Origin of the sequence: Nocardiopsis sp. L17-MgMaSL7 (assembly GCF_003182025.1) — a bacterium.
Classification (GTDB): Bacteria; Actinomycetota; Actinomycetes; order Streptosporangiales; family Streptosporangiaceae; genus Nocardiopsis; species Nocardiopsis prasina.
Map to the genome: position 1 here is coordinate 1 of NZ_QGTF01000024.1, position 15,262 is coordinate 15,262.

General features: G+C 70.2%; 13 protein-coding genes and 1 pseudogene. 6 read left to right on the forward strand and 8 right to left on the reverse strand.

The annotated features are described in order from the left end of the window. Both BDW27_RS26010 and BDW27_RS26015 read right to left on the reverse strand, forming a co-directional pair. A partial coding sequence (locus BDW27_RS26010) for an ABC transporter ATP-binding protein (protein ID WP_110052307.1) occupies positions 1 to 1,229 on the reverse strand: 1,229 nt, incomplete at its 3' end. 13 nt (positions 1,230 to 1,242) lie between these two features. Beyond that, a complete protein-coding gene (locus tag BDW27_RS26015) occupies positions 1,243 to 2,256 on the reverse strand; it encodes an ABC transporter permease (protein ID WP_017544913.1) in 1,014 nt (337 codons plus the stop codon). Positions 2,257 to 2,580: 324 nt separating this feature from the next. Between BDW27_RS26015 and BDW27_RS26020 the strand changes: the two genes are divergently transcribed. The 3 genes and pseudogenes from BDW27_RS26020 to BDW27_RS27940 all read left to right on the forward strand — a co-directional run bounded on the left by BDW27_RS26020 (position 2,581) and on the right by BDW27_RS27940 (position 3,442). Further along, positions 2,581 to 2,952, forward strand: coding sequence for a hypothetical protein (locus tag BDW27_RS26020; protein WP_110052309.1), 372 nt, complete (start codon positions 2,581 to 2,583; stop codon positions 2,950 to 2,952). Positions 2,953 to 2,977: 25 nt separating this feature from the next. Continuing rightward, positions 2,978 to 3,199 (forward strand): annotated as a pseudogene (locus BDW27_RS28050) (helix-turn-helix transcriptional regulator); the annotation flags it as partial. Positions 3,200 to 3,205: 6 nt separating this feature from the next. Then, on the forward strand, positions 3,206 to 3,442 hold the full coding sequence (locus tag BDW27_RS27940; RefSeq protein WP_370446553.1) for a LuxR family transcriptional regulator: 237 nt from the start codon (positions 3,206 to 3,208) through the stop codon (positions 3,440 to 3,442). A 69-nt stretch (positions 3,443 to 3,511) separates the two neighbouring features. On the opposite strand, the gene BDW27_RS26030 is transcribed toward BDW27_RS27940, so the two are convergent. The 4 genes from BDW27_RS26030 to BDW27_RS26045 form a co-directional block, all read right to left on the reverse strand. Further along, complete coding sequence (locus BDW27_RS26030) at positions 3,512 to 5,320, reverse strand: ABC transporter substrate-binding protein (protein ID WP_110052312.1); 1,809 nt, start codon at positions 5,318 to 5,320, stop codon at positions 3,512 to 3,514. A gap of 102 nt (positions 5,321 to 5,422) precedes the next feature. Next, on the reverse strand, positions 5,423 to 6,448 hold the full coding sequence (locus tag BDW27_RS26035; RefSeq protein WP_110052314.1) for an ABC transporter permease: 1,026 nt from the start codon (positions 6,446 to 6,448) through the stop codon (positions 5,423 to 5,425). An 80-nt stretch (positions 6,449 to 6,528) separates the two neighbouring features. Then, entirely contained in the window at positions 6,529 to 7,737 is a 1,209-nt protein-coding gene (locus tag BDW27_RS26040; RefSeq protein ID WP_110052316.1) for an amidohydrolase, read from the reverse strand. 38 nt (positions 7,738 to 7,775) lie between these two features. After that, positions 7,776 to 9,176: a DUF3100 domain-containing protein gene (locus BDW27_RS26045; protein WP_233515939.1), complete on the reverse strand. Its 1,401-nt coding sequence runs from the start codon at positions 9,174 to 9,176 to the stop codon at positions 7,776 to 7,778. Between the two features lie 145 nt (positions 9,177 to 9,321). Between BDW27_RS26045 and BDW27_RS26050 the strand changes: the two genes are divergently transcribed. Further along, on the forward strand, positions 9,322 to 10,812 hold the full coding sequence (locus BDW27_RS26050) for a chlorohydrolase family protein (RefSeq protein WP_110052319.1): 1,491 nt from the start codon (positions 9,322 to 9,324) through the stop codon (positions 10,810 to 10,812). A gap of 29 nt (positions 10,813 to 10,841) precedes the next feature. Beyond that, complete coding sequence (locus tag BDW27_RS26055; RefSeq protein ID WP_017544907.1) at positions 10,842 to 11,504, forward strand: GntR family transcriptional regulator; 663 nt, start codon at positions 10,842 to 10,844, stop codon at positions 11,502 to 11,504. A gap of 38 nt (positions 11,505 to 11,542) precedes the next feature. Here the strand turns inward: BDW27_RS26055 and pgi are convergent, their stop codons facing one another. Both pgi and BDW27_RS26065 read right to left on the reverse strand, forming a co-directional pair. Then, positions 11,543 to 13,237 carry a glucose-6-phosphate isomerase gene (pgi, locus tag BDW27_RS26060; RefSeq protein WP_110052321.1) on the reverse strand — a complete coding sequence of 565 codons (1,695 nt, stop codon included), beginning with the start codon at positions 13,235 to 13,237 and terminating at the stop codon, positions 11,543 to 11,545. 449 nt (positions 13,238 to 13,686) lie between these two features. Beyond that, the gene (locus tag BDW27_RS26065) at positions 13,687 to 14,313 is read right to left on the reverse strand and encodes a TetR/AcrR family transcriptional regulator (RefSeq protein WP_110052323.1); all 627 of its coding nucleotides are present in this window, start codon (positions 14,311 to 14,313) and stop codon (positions 13,687 to 13,689) included. Between the two features lie 70 nt (positions 14,314 to 14,383). On the opposite strand from BDW27_RS26065, the gene BDW27_RS26070 reads away from it, so the two are divergent. Next, positions 14,384 to 15,256, forward strand: coding sequence for a ketopantoate reductase family protein (locus BDW27_RS26070; RefSeq protein WP_110052324.1), 873 nt, complete (start codon positions 14,384 to 14,386; stop codon positions 15,254 to 15,256). The last annotated feature ends 6 nt before the right edge of the window (positions 15,257 to 15,262 follow it).

Below are 15,262 nucleotides of genomic sequence, written 5' to 3' on the forward strand. Positions count from 1 at the left end.
ATGTCGCGGCCCTCGAACTCCACCGTGCCCTCGGTGGGCTCCAGCAGCCGCATGACCATCCGGGAGAGCGTGCTCTTGCCCGATCCGGACTCACCGACGACCCCGAGGGTCTCGCCCTTGTACAGGTCGAAGCTCACGCCCTTGACCGCCCAGAAGTCCGTGGCCCGGCCCCACAGCCCGCCCCGCACCTTGAAGCTCTGCGCGACGTCGCGGACGCGCAGCAGCGGCTCACCCCGGTCCCCCGTGGCCGGGGTGGCGGGCTCGAAGGCCGAGAAGGGCGCGGGTTCGGCGGACTCGGAGCCGACGGACTCCGCTGTCGCTCCCGAGGACCTGCGCTGTTCCCGGCGCGCCCTCTCCGCCCGCTCGGCGCGGTCCCGGGCGCGGCGCTCGGCCCGGGACACCTCCACGCGCGGCACGGCGGCCAGCAACGCCTGCGTGTAGGGGTGCTCCGGTTCGGCGAGGACCCCACGCACGTCGCCGCGCTCCACCGCCCTGCCCTCCCGCATGACCACGACCTCGTCCACGGAACCGGCGACCACGGCGAGGTCGTGGGAAACGAGGATCAGGCCCATGTCGAGGTCGCGGCGCAGTTCGTCCAGCAGGTCCAGGATCTGGGCCTGCACGGTGACGTCCAGGGCGGTGGTCGGCTCGTCGGCCAGCAGCACCTTGGGATCGCACATCAGACCCATGGCGATCAGGACGCGCTGGCGCATGCCGCCGGAGAACTCGTGCGGGTAGGAGTTGACCCGCTTCGCCGGCTCGGGGATACCGACCCTCTCCAGGGACTCGATCGCCCTGGTGCGCGCCTGGGCCCGGGACACCTGCGGCCGGTGCACCCTCAGCGCCTCCACCAGCTGGTTGCCGATCGTGTACTGCGGGTGCAGCGACTGCATCGGGTCCTGGAAGACCATCGCGATGTCGTTGCCCCGCATGGACCGCAGCTTCCTGTCGGTGGCCGCGACCACGTCGGTACCCACGACCTCGATCCCACCGGTGATCCGCGCGCGGCTGCCCCGGTGCAGACCCATCAGGGCCAGCGAGGTCACGCTCTTGCCGGAACCCGACTCACCCACGATGCCGAGGGCACCACCGGCGGGCACCTCGAAGGACAGGCCGTCGACCGCGTGCACGTCGCCGTCCAGTGTCGGAAAGGTGACGTGCAGGTCGTCCACGCGCACGACGGGCGCGGCGGAGGCAGCGGCCGGGGACCCTGAAGGGGATTCGGTCATCGGAAGGCCTCTCTCAGTTGTGGATGCGCACGCGCGGGTCGATGAGCGGGTAGACCAGGTCGACCAGCAGGTTGCAGATGACGATGAAGAACGCGCCGAACAGGGTCACGCCGAGGATGACCGGAAGGTCGCTCTGGGTGATGGCCTGGACCGCGTACCGGCCGATCCCGTTGAGGGAGAAGACCTGCTCGGTCAGGACGGCGCCGCCCAGGACCAGTCCCAGGTCCAGCCCGAAGATGGTGACGATGGGGGTGAGGGTGGGGCGCAGTGCGTGCTTGAGCACGACCTTGCGCTCACTCAGGCCCTTGGCCCGCGCGGTGCGGATGTAGTCCTCGTTGAGGGTCTCCAACATGCCCGCCCGCGTCTGCCGCGCGTACATCGCCGCGTGCAGGAACGCCAGGGTCAGCCACGGCAACAGCATGCCCTGGGCCCAGGCGAGGGGGTCCTGGGAGAAGGGGACGTAGCGCGGGGTGGCGAACAGGCCCCAGGAGTGGACGAGGAAGGCCAGGGCGAGCAGACCGGTGAAGAAGATCGGAAGGGAGACACCGGCCAGTGCGATGCCCATCGCCAGGCGGTCGAAGAGACTGCCCTTCCACACGGCCGAGACCACGCCGACGGCGACGCCGCCCACCAGCCAGATGACGCCCGCGCCGATGGCCAGGGAGGCCGTCACCGGGAGGCGGGAGATGATCTCGGGGAACACCTCCTGGTAGGTCTGGAAGGAGTAGCCGAAGCAGGGGGCCGAGCACTCGATGGTGTCCCGGCCGAACTGGTACTGGGCGCCGAAGAAGATCCCCCGGACGAACTCGCCGAACTGGACCACGATCGGCTGGTCCAGGCCCAGGCGTTCGATGGTGGCCTGGATCGCCTCGGGGGTGGGAGCCCGGCCCACGTACATCGTGGCCAGCTGCTCGGTGGTCCGGCCCGCCCATCGTGGCACCACGTAGAAGATGGCGAAGGTGACCATGGTGACCACGGCCAGGAGCAGCAGACCCGCGCCCAGGCGGCGCAGGATGTAGGTCAGCAAGGCGCGTGCCTTCTCTCGTCGGGGGCCAGGGCCTCGGGGCCCGGGGCGGAGCGGAGACGTTCCACCCCGAAGCCAAACCGTAACCCATAGCAATCAGACGATCACGCGATGAAGTCGGCGTGTACAAGGGGTCCGGACCTCGGACCCGGCCACCCTCCACGAGGACCCGGCCGACGAACCCCATGAGCAGCGGGAGGGTCGACCCCGACCTCGGCGGCGATCCCCTGGCGCGGGAACGGGGCGGCGAATCGGAAAGATCACCAACACCATTCATCACTCGATTCCCCTTACCTGAATGGCGTTTGTTCTGGAAGAATCCGGGACATGACTCCCTTGAGCTTCGCGCTGTGGGGCCTGTTCGGGGCGGCGGCGGTCGAAGGACTACAACTGAATCAGGGGATCCGAAAATACCGGCACTGGCCCTGGAAATCCTCCAAAGAGCCCGACTTCGGCCCGTGGTGTGTTTCGGCCTTCATCAGGCTGTCCATCGGTGGCGGTCTCGCGACGGCGGCGGGATTGGCGGACCAGGTCTCGGGACCCTTCGGGGCGCTCGCCATCGGCGTCGCCTCGCCGTACATCATCGAACAACTCCAGCGCTCGGCCCAGCAGAGCCACGCCGCCCAGGAAATAGCCCAGAAGTACGACGACTCCATCAGGGATCTCTCACCCGGAGAGGAGGAAGACCGTGCCCAGTAAGGAAAAGGAATCATTTGCCACCCAGGTGTGGAACGCACTTGGAAACAGTCCCCTCCCAGCAGGTGCTGAGGAACAGGCCAGCGAGGCCATCAAGGCCCTGAGCAGCACGGATCTGCGAGTGCTCGATGAACTGGGCAAGGGATTCACCACCGAGCAATCGGCGAGGAACCTCGACATGAGCACGAGGTCGTTCCGCGGCAGGGTCTACTCCATCTGCCGTCGACTCAACGTGAACAGTCCCCTGGAAGCGGTCATCCTGGTCGAACGCGAGCGGCGGAGGATACCGGCACCGGACAACGGCGGCCTCTCGAACGAGGACCTCGAACTGCTCGCGGAGATCGCCACCGGCGTCACCAGCGAAGTGGCCGCGCGACACCTGGAGACCGACGCGAGGACCCTGCGCCGCCGCATCCGCCACATCTGCGACGTCCTCGAGGTGAACACTCCCATCGAGGCCGTCGTCTGGGCCGCGCGGCGCCAGCTGATCTAACGCGTCGCCTCTCCACGCACGGAGGCGGCGGCCCCTCCCCCGGAGGAACCGCCGCCGTACCGACCCTGGCTAGTTGTTGCTGGTGCCCAGGGCCATGTAGTCGTACATGGAGTAACCCGCGTGGTAGTACACGTTGGTCAGGCTCGCGGGTCGGTACAGCACCGTCCGCTCGAACACGGCCGGCAGGATCGCGGCCTGGTCCATCGCCCGCTCGTCGATCTTCGTGTAGATGTCCGCGCGCTCGTCCGGGTCGGCCACCGCGACCACCTCGTCGAACCAGTCGTCGATCTGCTGGTCGTCGAGCTCGGAGATGTTCGAGTTACCGGCCTGCTGAATGGCGTCGCCGTCCAGGATCTTGCTCATGAACCCGTAGCCGCTCGCCCAGTCCGGCGCCCACCCGTACACGGTCAGCCCCAGGTCGTTGTCGGCCACGAAGGACGGCGAACCCGCCTGGGTGTTGGTGTAGGTGTCGGACGGGTACTGCTTGATCTCCGTGTCGATGCCCACCCGGGCCAGGGCCTGCTGGAGCGCCTCGGCGGTGCTGACGTCCGAGGGCCGGTCCGCGCGGGCGCCGATGGCCGTGGAGAAGCCGTCCGGCTGCCCGCACTCCTCCAGCTTCTCCCGGGCCTTGTCCAGGTCTCCCTTGTTGTCGTCGGACGGGTAGGGGTCGAAGCTCGGATCGGAGCCGGGGAGGGCGCCGGGCATGATCTGGGTGGCGATGTCACCGCCGGTGTCGCCGCCCCAGGCGCGCTGGAGGGCGTCCCGGTCGGCCGCGTACATGATCGCCTGTCGGCAGGCCAGGTCGTCCAGCGGCTCCATGACGGTGTTGATGTTGACGTAGCGCAGGGTGTTGGTCTGCGGGTTGTCGACGTTGTGGCGCTGGTCCTCGTCGGTGATGACGGTGCCCTTCATCGCCGGACCGACACCGGCACCGGCGAGGTCCACGTCGAGTTCGCCGTTGACCAGCCGCTGGTCGATCTCGTTCTGGTCGACGCCCAGCTCCACCTCGATCCGGTCGGGCAGCGCCTTGCGGGTGGGGTCGGTGGAGGCGTCCCACTGGTCGTTGCGCTCCAGGTTCAGGGACACACCCGGGCGGTACTCCCCCTCGAACTTGTAGGGCCCCGAGGAGATCACGTTGCTCTGGTACTGCTCGCCCCGGTCGGCGTCGGCGGGCACCGGCGCGGTCTGCGGCTGGATGAGCAGGTACGGGAACTCGGAGAAGCTGTCCTTGAGGTGGAAGACCAGGGTGTGGTCGTCCGGGGTCTCGATCCCGTCGAACCCGGCCAGCGGATCGCCCTCGTCGGCGTAGGGGCCCTCGTAGTCGTCGCTGTCGGCCAGCAGCCCCTGGAAGTACTTGGGGCCGTTGGGCAGCGCCTGGTCACCGAAGTTGCTGCGTGCGATGGCGTACTTGATGTCCTCGGCGGTGATCTCCGAGCCGTCCTGGAACTTCAGGCCCGGCTTGATGCGCACGGTCCACTCGGTGGAGTCGTCGTTGCCCTCGGGCATCGCCTCGGCCAGGTCGGGCTGGAGCTCGATGCCCTGTTCGCCGGGCGCCTCGGTGTAGGTGAGCAGGGTGCGAGCGTAGTAGCGGGAGAAGTTCCAGCTGAAGGCGTAGTAGGTGTTGCCGGGGTCGGGAGAGTCGAAGTCGGAGGAGATGGCGTAGCGCAGGGTCCCGCCGGACTGGTCGGAGGGGTTGACGATGGTGGTCTCGCCCTCGTTGAACTCGGCGTCGGACTGCCCTCCGCCGCCTCCGCCCCCGCCTCCGCAGGCGGCCAGGAGCACCGCCATGGCGGTACCCGCTGCCGCGGGTGCGGCGATTCGGCGGAACACGCCGCGCCGCCCGGGCGCCTGCTGGCGCGTGAAGTGAAGGGTGGTCACCTGGGCCTCCTGGTCGGTTCGCTGGTGGGGCCGTGCGGCGCACGGCCCCGGATGGCCGAAGGTCTCGGCTGGGCTGTGGGGCCGGGTGGCCCGTGCGGGGTGTCAGTCGGAGGAGCGCGGGTCGAAGGCGTCGCGCAGACCGTCGCCGAAGAGGTTGAAGGCGAGGACGGTGACGAAGATGGCCAGACCCGGGATGATCACGAAGTGCGGCGAGGTCGTGTAGAAGCGCAGGGCGTTCTCCAACATGCCGCCCCAGGTGGCCATGGGCGGGTTGATGCCCACGCCCAGGAAGCTCAGGGCCGCCTCGAAGAGGATGTTGGTGGGGATGAGCAGGGTGGAGTAGACGAGGATCGGCGTGACCAGGTTGGGCAGGATCTCGCGGAAGACGATGTGGGTGCTCCCCGCTCCGAGGCTGCGGGCGGCCTCGACGAACTCGCGTTCCTTGAGGGTGAGGGTCTGTCCGCGCACGATCCGGCCGATGTAGGGCCAGTTGAAGAACCCGATGATGAACACCAGGACGCCGATGCGCAGGTTGTTGCCGGACAGACCGAAGGCGCCGTCGGGGATGACGCCGACCAGGGCGATCGCGAAGAGCAGCAGCGGGAAGGCGAGGAAGATGTCCATGGTGCGGCTGATGACGACGTCGGCCCAGCCGCCGAAGTACCCGGCGAGGATGCCCAGCACGGTGCCGATGACCACGCACACCACGGTGGCGACGGTGGCGACCAGCAGGGAGGTGCGGGCGCCGTAGACGATGCGGCTGAACAGGTCGCGGCCGTTGACCGGCTCCACGCCCAGGAGGTACTGGGTGCTGATCCCGCCCCAGGGGTCCAGGCCCCGGGCGGGGTCGTCCGGGTCACGCAGGACTCCGCCGGTGAGCGGGTCGACCAGGCCCTGGTTGAACTGGTTGGGCGGGTGGCCGAACCAGGCGGTGAGCAGGGGTGCGAAGAGCGCGACCAGGATGAGGAGGACGACCACGACCCCGCCGGTCATGCCGACCTTGTCCTTGCGGAACCGCTGCCAGGCGATCTGGCGCAGGGATCGGCTGGCGGCGTTCCTGGATCCCGCGACGACCGCTTCTGGCTCGGCGTGCTGGGAAGAATCAGGCACGTCCATCGGCGCGGTCATGTACCCCTGCCTCCTGCTGTCTCTGCGTGTAGCCACCCATTGGTGTCAATGTGTTGCTACTTGACTACGCAGAGTTTGCACTAGCGGAGTAGGGCGTTTCCACCTTCCGCGCCGACGAAGACACCGTCACGGGCGACGACCGTCCCGGCCCTGAGCACGAGGTCGCGGGCGGGGACCTTGGCCACGGCCTCGGCCGCCGACCGCGCGCCGACGACCACCAGGTCGGCGGGGCCGCCCACCCTCAGACCGTGGTCGTCGACCCCCAGCACACGGGCGGCGTTGGTCGTCACGGTGTCCAGCGCCAGCAGCAGTTCGTCGTCGCAGCGGCTGGAGTTGCGGTAGGCGATGAGCATGGCCCGACGCAGCATGTCGCCGTCGCCGAAGGGTCCCCACAGGTCGTTGATGCCGTCCGTACCGCCGGCCAGGAGCACCCCGTGCTCCGCGCAGGCCCGGAGCGGTGGCACGGGGGCGTCGTAGACCGCCGCGTTCACCAGGGCGACGCCCGCTTCGGCGAACTGTTCGAGGAGGCGGACCCGGGTGGGCGGGTGCGCGATCCCGAAAGCGTGCGAGACCGCCACGCGTCCGCCCAGGTCGTACTCCCGCGTCATGCGGGCGATGAGGCCCATCTCCCAGGCTCCGAGCGACCCGCCGTCGTGCAGGTGGATGTCGATACCGGTGCCCGTGGACGCGGCGAGGTCGAAGACGGCTTCGAGGTGGGCGTTGGGTGCGTCGTCGAACCCTGCGGGGTCGAGTCCGCCGATCACCGAGGCCCCGGCCCCCACCGCGTCGCGCAGGAGGGAGAGCGTCCCCGGGTTGGTGACGAGCCCGCCCTGAGGGAAGGCCACCTGCTCGATGTCGATCACGCCCCGGTACCGGCGCGCGACCTCCGCGACGGCCTCGATCCCCCGCAGGCCCACGCCCGGGTCGACGTCCGTGTGCGTACGCAGGTGCGTGGTGCCCGCCGCGACCATCGCCTCCACCAGCGCGGACGCGTACTCGCGCGAGGGCAGTCCGTGGGCGTCCCTGTGGCGCCGCTCGTGGGCGACGCGTTCGGCCACGGTCTCCACCTGTGGCGCGGAGACCCACGGACCGCCGTACAGGGTCTTGTCAATGTGGGCGTGGGCGTTGACCAGACCAGGCAGGACGGTCCGGCCCTCGGCGTCGATGACCCGGTCGCCCGGGGCCCCGGCGACGTCCCCCTCCTGGATCGCGGTGATGCGCCCGTCCTCCGCGACGACGGTGACCGGCGCGGTCCGGCCGGGCAGGACGGCGTTGGTGACGCGCAGCATGCGGGTTCCCTTCGGGGGGGGCTCGGTTCGGCCTGGGGCTACAGGTGGATGAACAGCTCGGCGAGCGTGGCGGAGGCGACGATGGTGGTCGTGAAGGTCAGCACGGCCGCCACCACGATCTTCCAGCTCAGCTGTGAGAACGCCTCGCGATCGCGGCCCATGGTCATCCCGACCAGCGCGAGCTGGGGCAGCCCGATCAGGAGGACGTTCAGGTTCTGGACGAGGTCGGCGATCACCCCGGCGACCGGGGAGATCGGCGTCGTCACGATCGTGGCGATGGCCAGGACCCAGACCGTGGCCGGGATGGCCCTCACCTTGCGGGCCAGGAGGATCGCGATCCCCGTCATCAGCAGCAGCACGGCCATACCCGCGACGTCGCGCGGGTGGAAGCCGCCGGTGCCCAGCCAGTTGAGCAGCAGCCCCGCCACACCGGCGAAGGCGTAGGCGGCGACACCCGGCCGCCATCCCCGGGGGACGTCGGGGTCGCGCGGTCGTTCGGCCTCGACCGCGGCGTCGCCGTCCTCCTTGGGGCGTACCGAGGCGTCACCCTCGGGAACCTGCCCCCGGGCGACCAGCCCCGCCTCCTCGATCTCCGGGGCGGGGCGGCGGAACACACGGCACCAGAAGCCGTAGAGGCGACGGGCCACGGGCAGGCCGATGAACACACCCGCGTAGAAGCCGACGATGTTGGTGACGAGGTTGGACAGGGCTGCCAGGGCGGCGATCTCGGCGGCCTGGTCGGGGTAGAGCAGGGCCAGGGCGCCCACGCCGCCGAGCATCATCGAGGTGGAGCCGACACCGAGTGCCAGGGCCAGCGACAGCGGGTTGTACAGGCCCGTGCCGCCAAGGACGCCGGTGATCAGGGAGATGAAGACGGCACCGAACATCGAACCGATGATCCAGACGCCGAACACGCCCCGGTACTCGGGCGAGGAGGTCCCGAACCGGTCGATGGCGTAGGCCAGGTAGGACTCCCGGTCGATCGCCCAGGTGGCACCGATGGCGGCGCGCCCCATGCCGAGCAGGACGGCGATGGGCAGCGCGAGGATGATCGTCCCGAAGAGCTGGCCCACCTCCTGCATGAGCAGGGCCGGTCCGACCTGTTCGACCATGCCGATCGACGGGCCGATGCCGGTGCCGAGCATCGCGAGGAAGAGGACCATGCCGACCGGGATCAGGGCCTCGCCCGCCGAACGGGCGCCTCCGCCCAGCGGGAGCCACCGCTGGAGGCCGACGACGGCCCCCAGCAGGACCACCCAGACCAGCGGGAACAGCACGATGGCGGCGGGTCCGACCCGGAACTTGTGTTCACCGACCAACACGGACACGACACTGATCAGCAGGCTCACGCCGATGGCGGTCACCCAGTCACCGCGACCGACCGAACCGCGGTTCGACACGTCCCCGTGCGACTCCGCCTGCTGCTTTCTTGCCCTCATCTGGGATACCAATCAGTGAGCCGCTTAATTTTCGAGGAGCTTATGGTTGGGGCAAAACCGCTGTCAAGAGCGATATGGCCCCAACTTCAGCTTCCCTTACGGCCACACCCATCCCCAACTTAAGGGCTCGTGGTATACAAGTTTCATGGATCAGGTCATCAGAGCACGGTACGTGCTGGCGCATTCCGAGGGTTCCCACGTCTGGTTGAGGGACGGCTATGTCGCCCACTCCGACGGCGTCGTCACCGAGGTGGGCACCGGCACCCCGACGTCGACCGCGCCCGTCCTGGACCTGGGCGACTCGATCCTCACCCCCGGGCTGATCGACCTGGACGCCCTGGTGGACATCGACCACCTCATCCTCGACGCGCACCACGACCCGGCACACGCTCGTTCCCTGGTCGGCTCCGTCGAGCACTGGCGCGACCGTCCGCGCGACGTCCTGACCCCCGAGCAGCGCGACACCCTGCGCAGGTTCGGGCTGGCACAGCTCGCCCTGCACGGTGTCACCACCTACATGCCGATCGCCTCGGAGATCCACCTGGAGTGGAACGAGTCCGCCGAGGAACTGCGCCACCTGGCGGACCTCACCCGCGACTGGGGCCTGCGCGGCTACCTCGGCCCCTCGTACCGCTCCGCTGTGGGCGCCGTCGCCGACGGCGAGCGCACCTTCGTCGAGGACCCCGCGCGCGGTGAGTCCGGCCTGGACGAGGCCCTGCGCTTCGCGGACGAGCTCTCCGAGCGCGACGACGACCTGGTCCGGCCGGTCCTCCTCCCCTGCCGTATCGAGACGCTCACGCCCGAACTGTTGGAGCGCACAGCGAAGGAGGCCGCGAAGCGCGGCCTCCTCGTGCGCCTGCACTCCCTCCAACAGCCGTGGGAGCGCAAGGTGATCATCGAGCGCCACGGCCTCACCCCGCTGGACCTGATCGAGCGCAGCGGACTGCTCAACGACCGGCTGCTCATCCCCCACGCCCTGTGGACCGACCGCAACCCGGAGCTGACCGGCCCGAACGGCGTCGACCTCACCCGCCTGGCCAGGGCGGGCGTGAGCGTGATCCACTGCCCCCTGACCACCTTCCGGTACGGCGACATCCTGGAGACCTTCAACGACTTCCTGGCCGCCGGAGTGACGATGGCGCTGGGTACCGACTCCTTCCCACCCGACCTCGTGCGCGGCATGGACGTGGGCCTGCACGCCTCGCGCCTGCTCCACGGGCACGGCGCCGCCAGCCTGAGCGGCTACATGAGCGCCGCGACCCTGGGCGGCGCGGCCGCGCTCAAGCGCCCCGACCTCGGACGCCTGGAGGCCGGAGCGAGTGCGGACCTGACCGCGTTCTCCCTGGACGACTTCCGCGACGGCGTCGTGGAGGACCCCCTGCGCACTCTGGTGCTCAACGGCACCGCCCGCAACGCCACCCACACCTTCGTCGCCGGTCGTCCGGTCGTGACCGACGGGCGACTGCCCGGTGTGGACCTGGTCGCGCTCAGGAACCAGGCGCAGGAGGTGTTCGAGGAACTCCAGCGCGGCTACAGTGAGCGGGACGGCCTCCACCGCCCGGTCGAGGCCCTCTTCCCCCCGTCGTTCCCGGTTCTCGGGGCCGAGTCCAAGGACGCCCGCACCGGCCGGGGGTGAACCAAGCGCACACGGCGGGAACGGGTCTCATGACACGGACATCGGGTGGGTCGGCCCCCCTCACGCAGGCGGCCGAGGTCGCCATCCGTGAGGGGATCATCTCCGGCCGGTACGCACCGGGGGCGCGGCTGCGCGAACGCGAGCTCTCGGAGGAGCTGGGCGTGTCCCGGCTCCCGGTGCGCGAGGCGCTGCGCAACCTCAGGCACGACGGGTTCATCATGACCAGCGCCCACAGGGGCGCGACCGTGCGGACGATGTCCCCCTCGGGGGTCGACGAGCTCTTCGACCTGAGGATCAGGCTCGAACCCTTCGCCGCCGAGCGGGCGGCCCACCAGCACGCCGAGGGGCACGTGCACGCCGGTCTGGCGGCGGCCATGGAGGCGACCGCGGAGGCCACGGAGACGGGCTCCCCGGACCACATCATGACCGCGAACGCGGACTTTCACGCGCAGGTGGTCGAAGCCGCCGGTCACGAGCTGCTGTCCGAGCTCATGGCGCCGATCCTCTCCCGCTCCCGCTGGCTGTTCGCCCTGACGGCCTTCCGCGACCCCCACCTGGAGTTCCAGGCGCACCACGAGATCTACGCCGCGGTCAGCACCGGGAACGCCCGGCTCGCGAGGCTGACCATGGCCGCGCACATCGAGGCCGGACGCGCCCCCTCCCTCGCCGCCGTCGGCGGCGGCGAGGGGTAGCCGTCCTGCGGGGAGCCCCGGAGGCGCTCCCCGTCAGGTCAGCGGCCGCGCAGGTCCCGGTACCGCCGGACCAGGGCGGCCGTGGAGGCGTCCAGGTCGGGCACCTCGGCGCCCTCGGTCAGGGCGGGCTGCACCCGCTTCGCCAGGACCTTGCCCAGCTGCACGCCCCACTGGTCGAAGGAGTTGACGTTCCACACCGCGCCCTGGACGAACACCTTGTGCTCGTAGAGGGCGACCAGCTGGCCGAGCACCGACGGGTCGAGCCGGTCGGCCAGGATCGTGCTGGTGGGGCGGTTGCCGGGGAAGGTCCGGTGCGGAACCAGGTCCGCGGGCACCCCCTCGGAGGCGACCTCGTCGGCGGTGCGGCCGAACGCCAGCGCCTGCCCCTGAGCGAACAGGTTGGCCATGAGCAGGTCGTGCTGGGGCACCAGCCCCTCGGGCAGGTCCGGAGCCGGGCGCGCGAACCCGATCAGGTCGGCGGGGACGAACCGGGTTCCCTGGTGCAGCAGCTGGAAGTAGGCGTGCTGGCCGTTGGTCCCGGGTGTCCCCCACACCACCGGGCCGGTCTGCCAGGTGACGGGGCGGCCGTCACGCTGGACCGACTTGCCGTTGGACTCCATGTCCAGCTGCTGGAGGTAGGCGGTGAACTTCGACATGTGGTGGCTGTAGGGCAGGACCGCGTGTGACTGGGCGTCGAAGAACCCGCCGTACCAGACACCGAGCAGGCCCAGCAGGAACGGCAGGTTGCGCTCCGCGGGAGCGGTGGCGAAGTGGGTGTCCATCAGGTGGAAGCCCGCGAGCATCTCGCGGAACCCCTCGGGGCCCAGGGCCACCATGAGGGACAGGCCGATCGCCGAGTCGTAGGAGTAGCGGCCGCCCACCCAGTCCCAGAACTCGAACATGTTGGCGGTGTCGATCCCGAAGCGGGAGACCTCCTCCTCGTTCGTGGAGACCGCCACGAAGTGCCGGGCGATCGCGTCGGAGTCCGCCCCCAGCCCGGCCAGGAGCCAGTCCCGGGCCGCCGTGGCGTTGGTGACGGTCTCCAGGGTGGTGAAGGTCTTGGAGGCGACCACGAACAGGGTCCGCTCGGGGTCGGCGTCGATCAGCGCCTCGTGCAGGTCGGTGCCGTCGACGTTGGAGACGAAGCGGAACTCCAGCCCGCGGTCGGTGTACGGGCGCAGCGCCTCGTAGGCCATGGCCGGGCCCAGGTCGGAACCCCCGATGCCGATGTTGACCACCCTGGTGACCGCCTGGCCGGTGTGACCCAGCCACCGCCGTGCGCGCACCCGGTCGGCGAAGGCCGCCATCCGGTCCAGGACCGCGTGCACCTCGGGCACCACGTCGTGCCCGCCCTCACGGATCACCACACCGCGTGGGGCCCGTAGGGCGGTGTGCAGGACGGCGCGGTCCTCCGTCAGGTTGACGTGTTCGCCGTTCAGCATGGCGTCGCGCAGGGAGGCGACACCGGTGGCCTCCGCCAGGTCGGTGAGCAGTCCCCTGGTCCGCTCGGTCAGGAGGTTCTTGGACAGGTCCGCGTGCAGGTTGCCGACGTCGAGCGAGAACCGGTCGGCCCGCGCGGGGTCCTCGGCGAACAGGTCCCGCAGGTGGGTGTCGCCGAACCGCTCGCGGTGCTCGGCCAGGGCGGCCCACTCCTTCCGGCGGTCCAGGGGGACGGCCCCACCGGACCTGTTCCCGACGTCCTCGGTCCGAGGAAGGGGTGTACTCGCAGACATCCGGTCGCTCCTCGTCGTCCATGATCGGCTGCGGGCCCTACCGGACACCGCGTGCGGCTGTCCCCCTACCCTCCCATGAAAGCCGCCAACCACGGGCTCTTCCGCGCACGTCAGAGCACCAACGGACGCGATTCACACCGCCGGACCGGGGGCTGGGGCCGCTCCGCGTCGTTCCGCCTTCGCCACCGTCGGACCGGGGCGCGGGCCTCCACGGGCCGGTGCCGCATCAACCAGCGTTCGACCCGTGGTGCCGCGCCGCTCGAAGGAACCCCTCGTGTCATCGCTGAGGGCGAGGAGACACCGCAACCAGGTGATTCCGCCGTCATTCTCCGCCTGGACGGGTTCGGCCCAACCCGTCTCCAGCCCCTCCGGGACACCAACGGCCCGAACGCGGCGAGCCGCGGGGCGAACGCCGCCCGACCCGCGCCGCCAGCGTCCGTCCGGGCTCGTCAGGTCCGGGTGGGAGGCGCGCTCAACGCCGCCGCGAGGAACGTGATCGCCCACTCCCGGGCCGCTTCGCCCGGCCCCGGGGAACCGCAGCCCGGTGTGGGCTCCTGGTGCACCTCCAGGCGGTCGACGGCCGTCACGGCGAGGATCCCCCGCATCCGGAACCCCAGTTCCTCCGGGGACAGGCGGGGAAGTGCGCGCGCGAAGGCGGCGAGGTAGCGCTCGCGGACCGAGTCCTCGGCCGGGCCGGTCCAGCTGCGTACCTCCTCGGCGGGGTCGCTGAGGATCGTCATGATCAGCCTGGATGTCCGGGCACCCGCGCCGCCGGCCCGCATCCCGTCGAACATCGGCCCCGCGAACGCCTCCACCAGTTCGGCGACCGGTGGTTCGGGGGTCCGGGAGAGCAGTCGGTCGAGCCCGGCGCACTGGGCCGCGTTGATGGGCTCGATCACGCGGCGGGCGACCGCGGCCATCAGCTCCGACTTCGAGCCGAAGTGGTAGCCGACGGCCGCAAGGTTGGCTCCCGCGAGTGTGGTGATCGCGCGAACCGAGGTGCCGCGGTATCCGTGCTCAGCGAAGAGGTGCTCGGCCGCGTCGAGGATCTGGGTTCGGGTGTCTGGGCTTGCCACACGAGCGACTATACATATGTTTGAATCAAACGAACGTATGATTCAAACGAACGTGTGAAAGAGGATCATCATGAAGCTGCTCGTTTACGGCGCCGGGGTGTGCGGCAGCCTGTTCGCGGCACACATGCACGAGGCCGGCCACGACGTCTCGCTCCTCGCCAGGGGCGAGCGCCTGGCAGCTCTGCGCCGACACGGCGTGCGGCTCGCCGAGGAGGACAGCCCGGCGGTCAGGCAGGTGCCGGTACCGGTGGTCGAGCGCCCGGAGGGCGGGTACGACCTGATCACCGTCTTCGTCCGCGCCCATCAGGCGGACGCGGTGCTGGAATCACTCGCGGGTGTCCCGGAGGACGTGCTCTCCATGCTCAACTGGGCGGGCGGACCGGAGGCGCTGAGCGCGGGGATCGGCCACGAGCGGTTGCTCCTGGGATTCCCCACGACCGGCGGCACGATGGACGGCGACGTGGTCCGCTATCGCAAGAGCAATGTCCTCACCCGCCGGGTCGCGACACCGATCGGCGAGCCGGACGGACGTACCACCCCGCGTCTGGAGCGGATCGTGGAAACGTTCCGCACCGCCGGGATCAACGCCAGGGCCGAGCCGCGGATGGACGCCTGGCTCAGGACGCACGCCGCGTCCGCGGTTCCCTTGGAGCAGGCGGCCTACGCGGCGGGCGGCCCGGAAGCGTTGGCCGACGATCCGGACGCGGTCCGCGGCATGCTGCAGGTCATGCGGCACAACCTCGCCTCGATGGAGACGCCGCCGGTGCCTCACGCGTTCGCCGCGTTGCGGGCTCTGCCGCAAGGGCCCCTCGTGGCCGTGCTCCGGCGCTTCCTGAGGAGCCCCACGGCCGTGCACAGCGGACTCAACAACGCCTCACCCTCCACGGCGGCCGAACTCGAGTGCCTGGCCGAACAGCTCCGCGCCCGTACGGGAGCCCGCTAAGCGGCC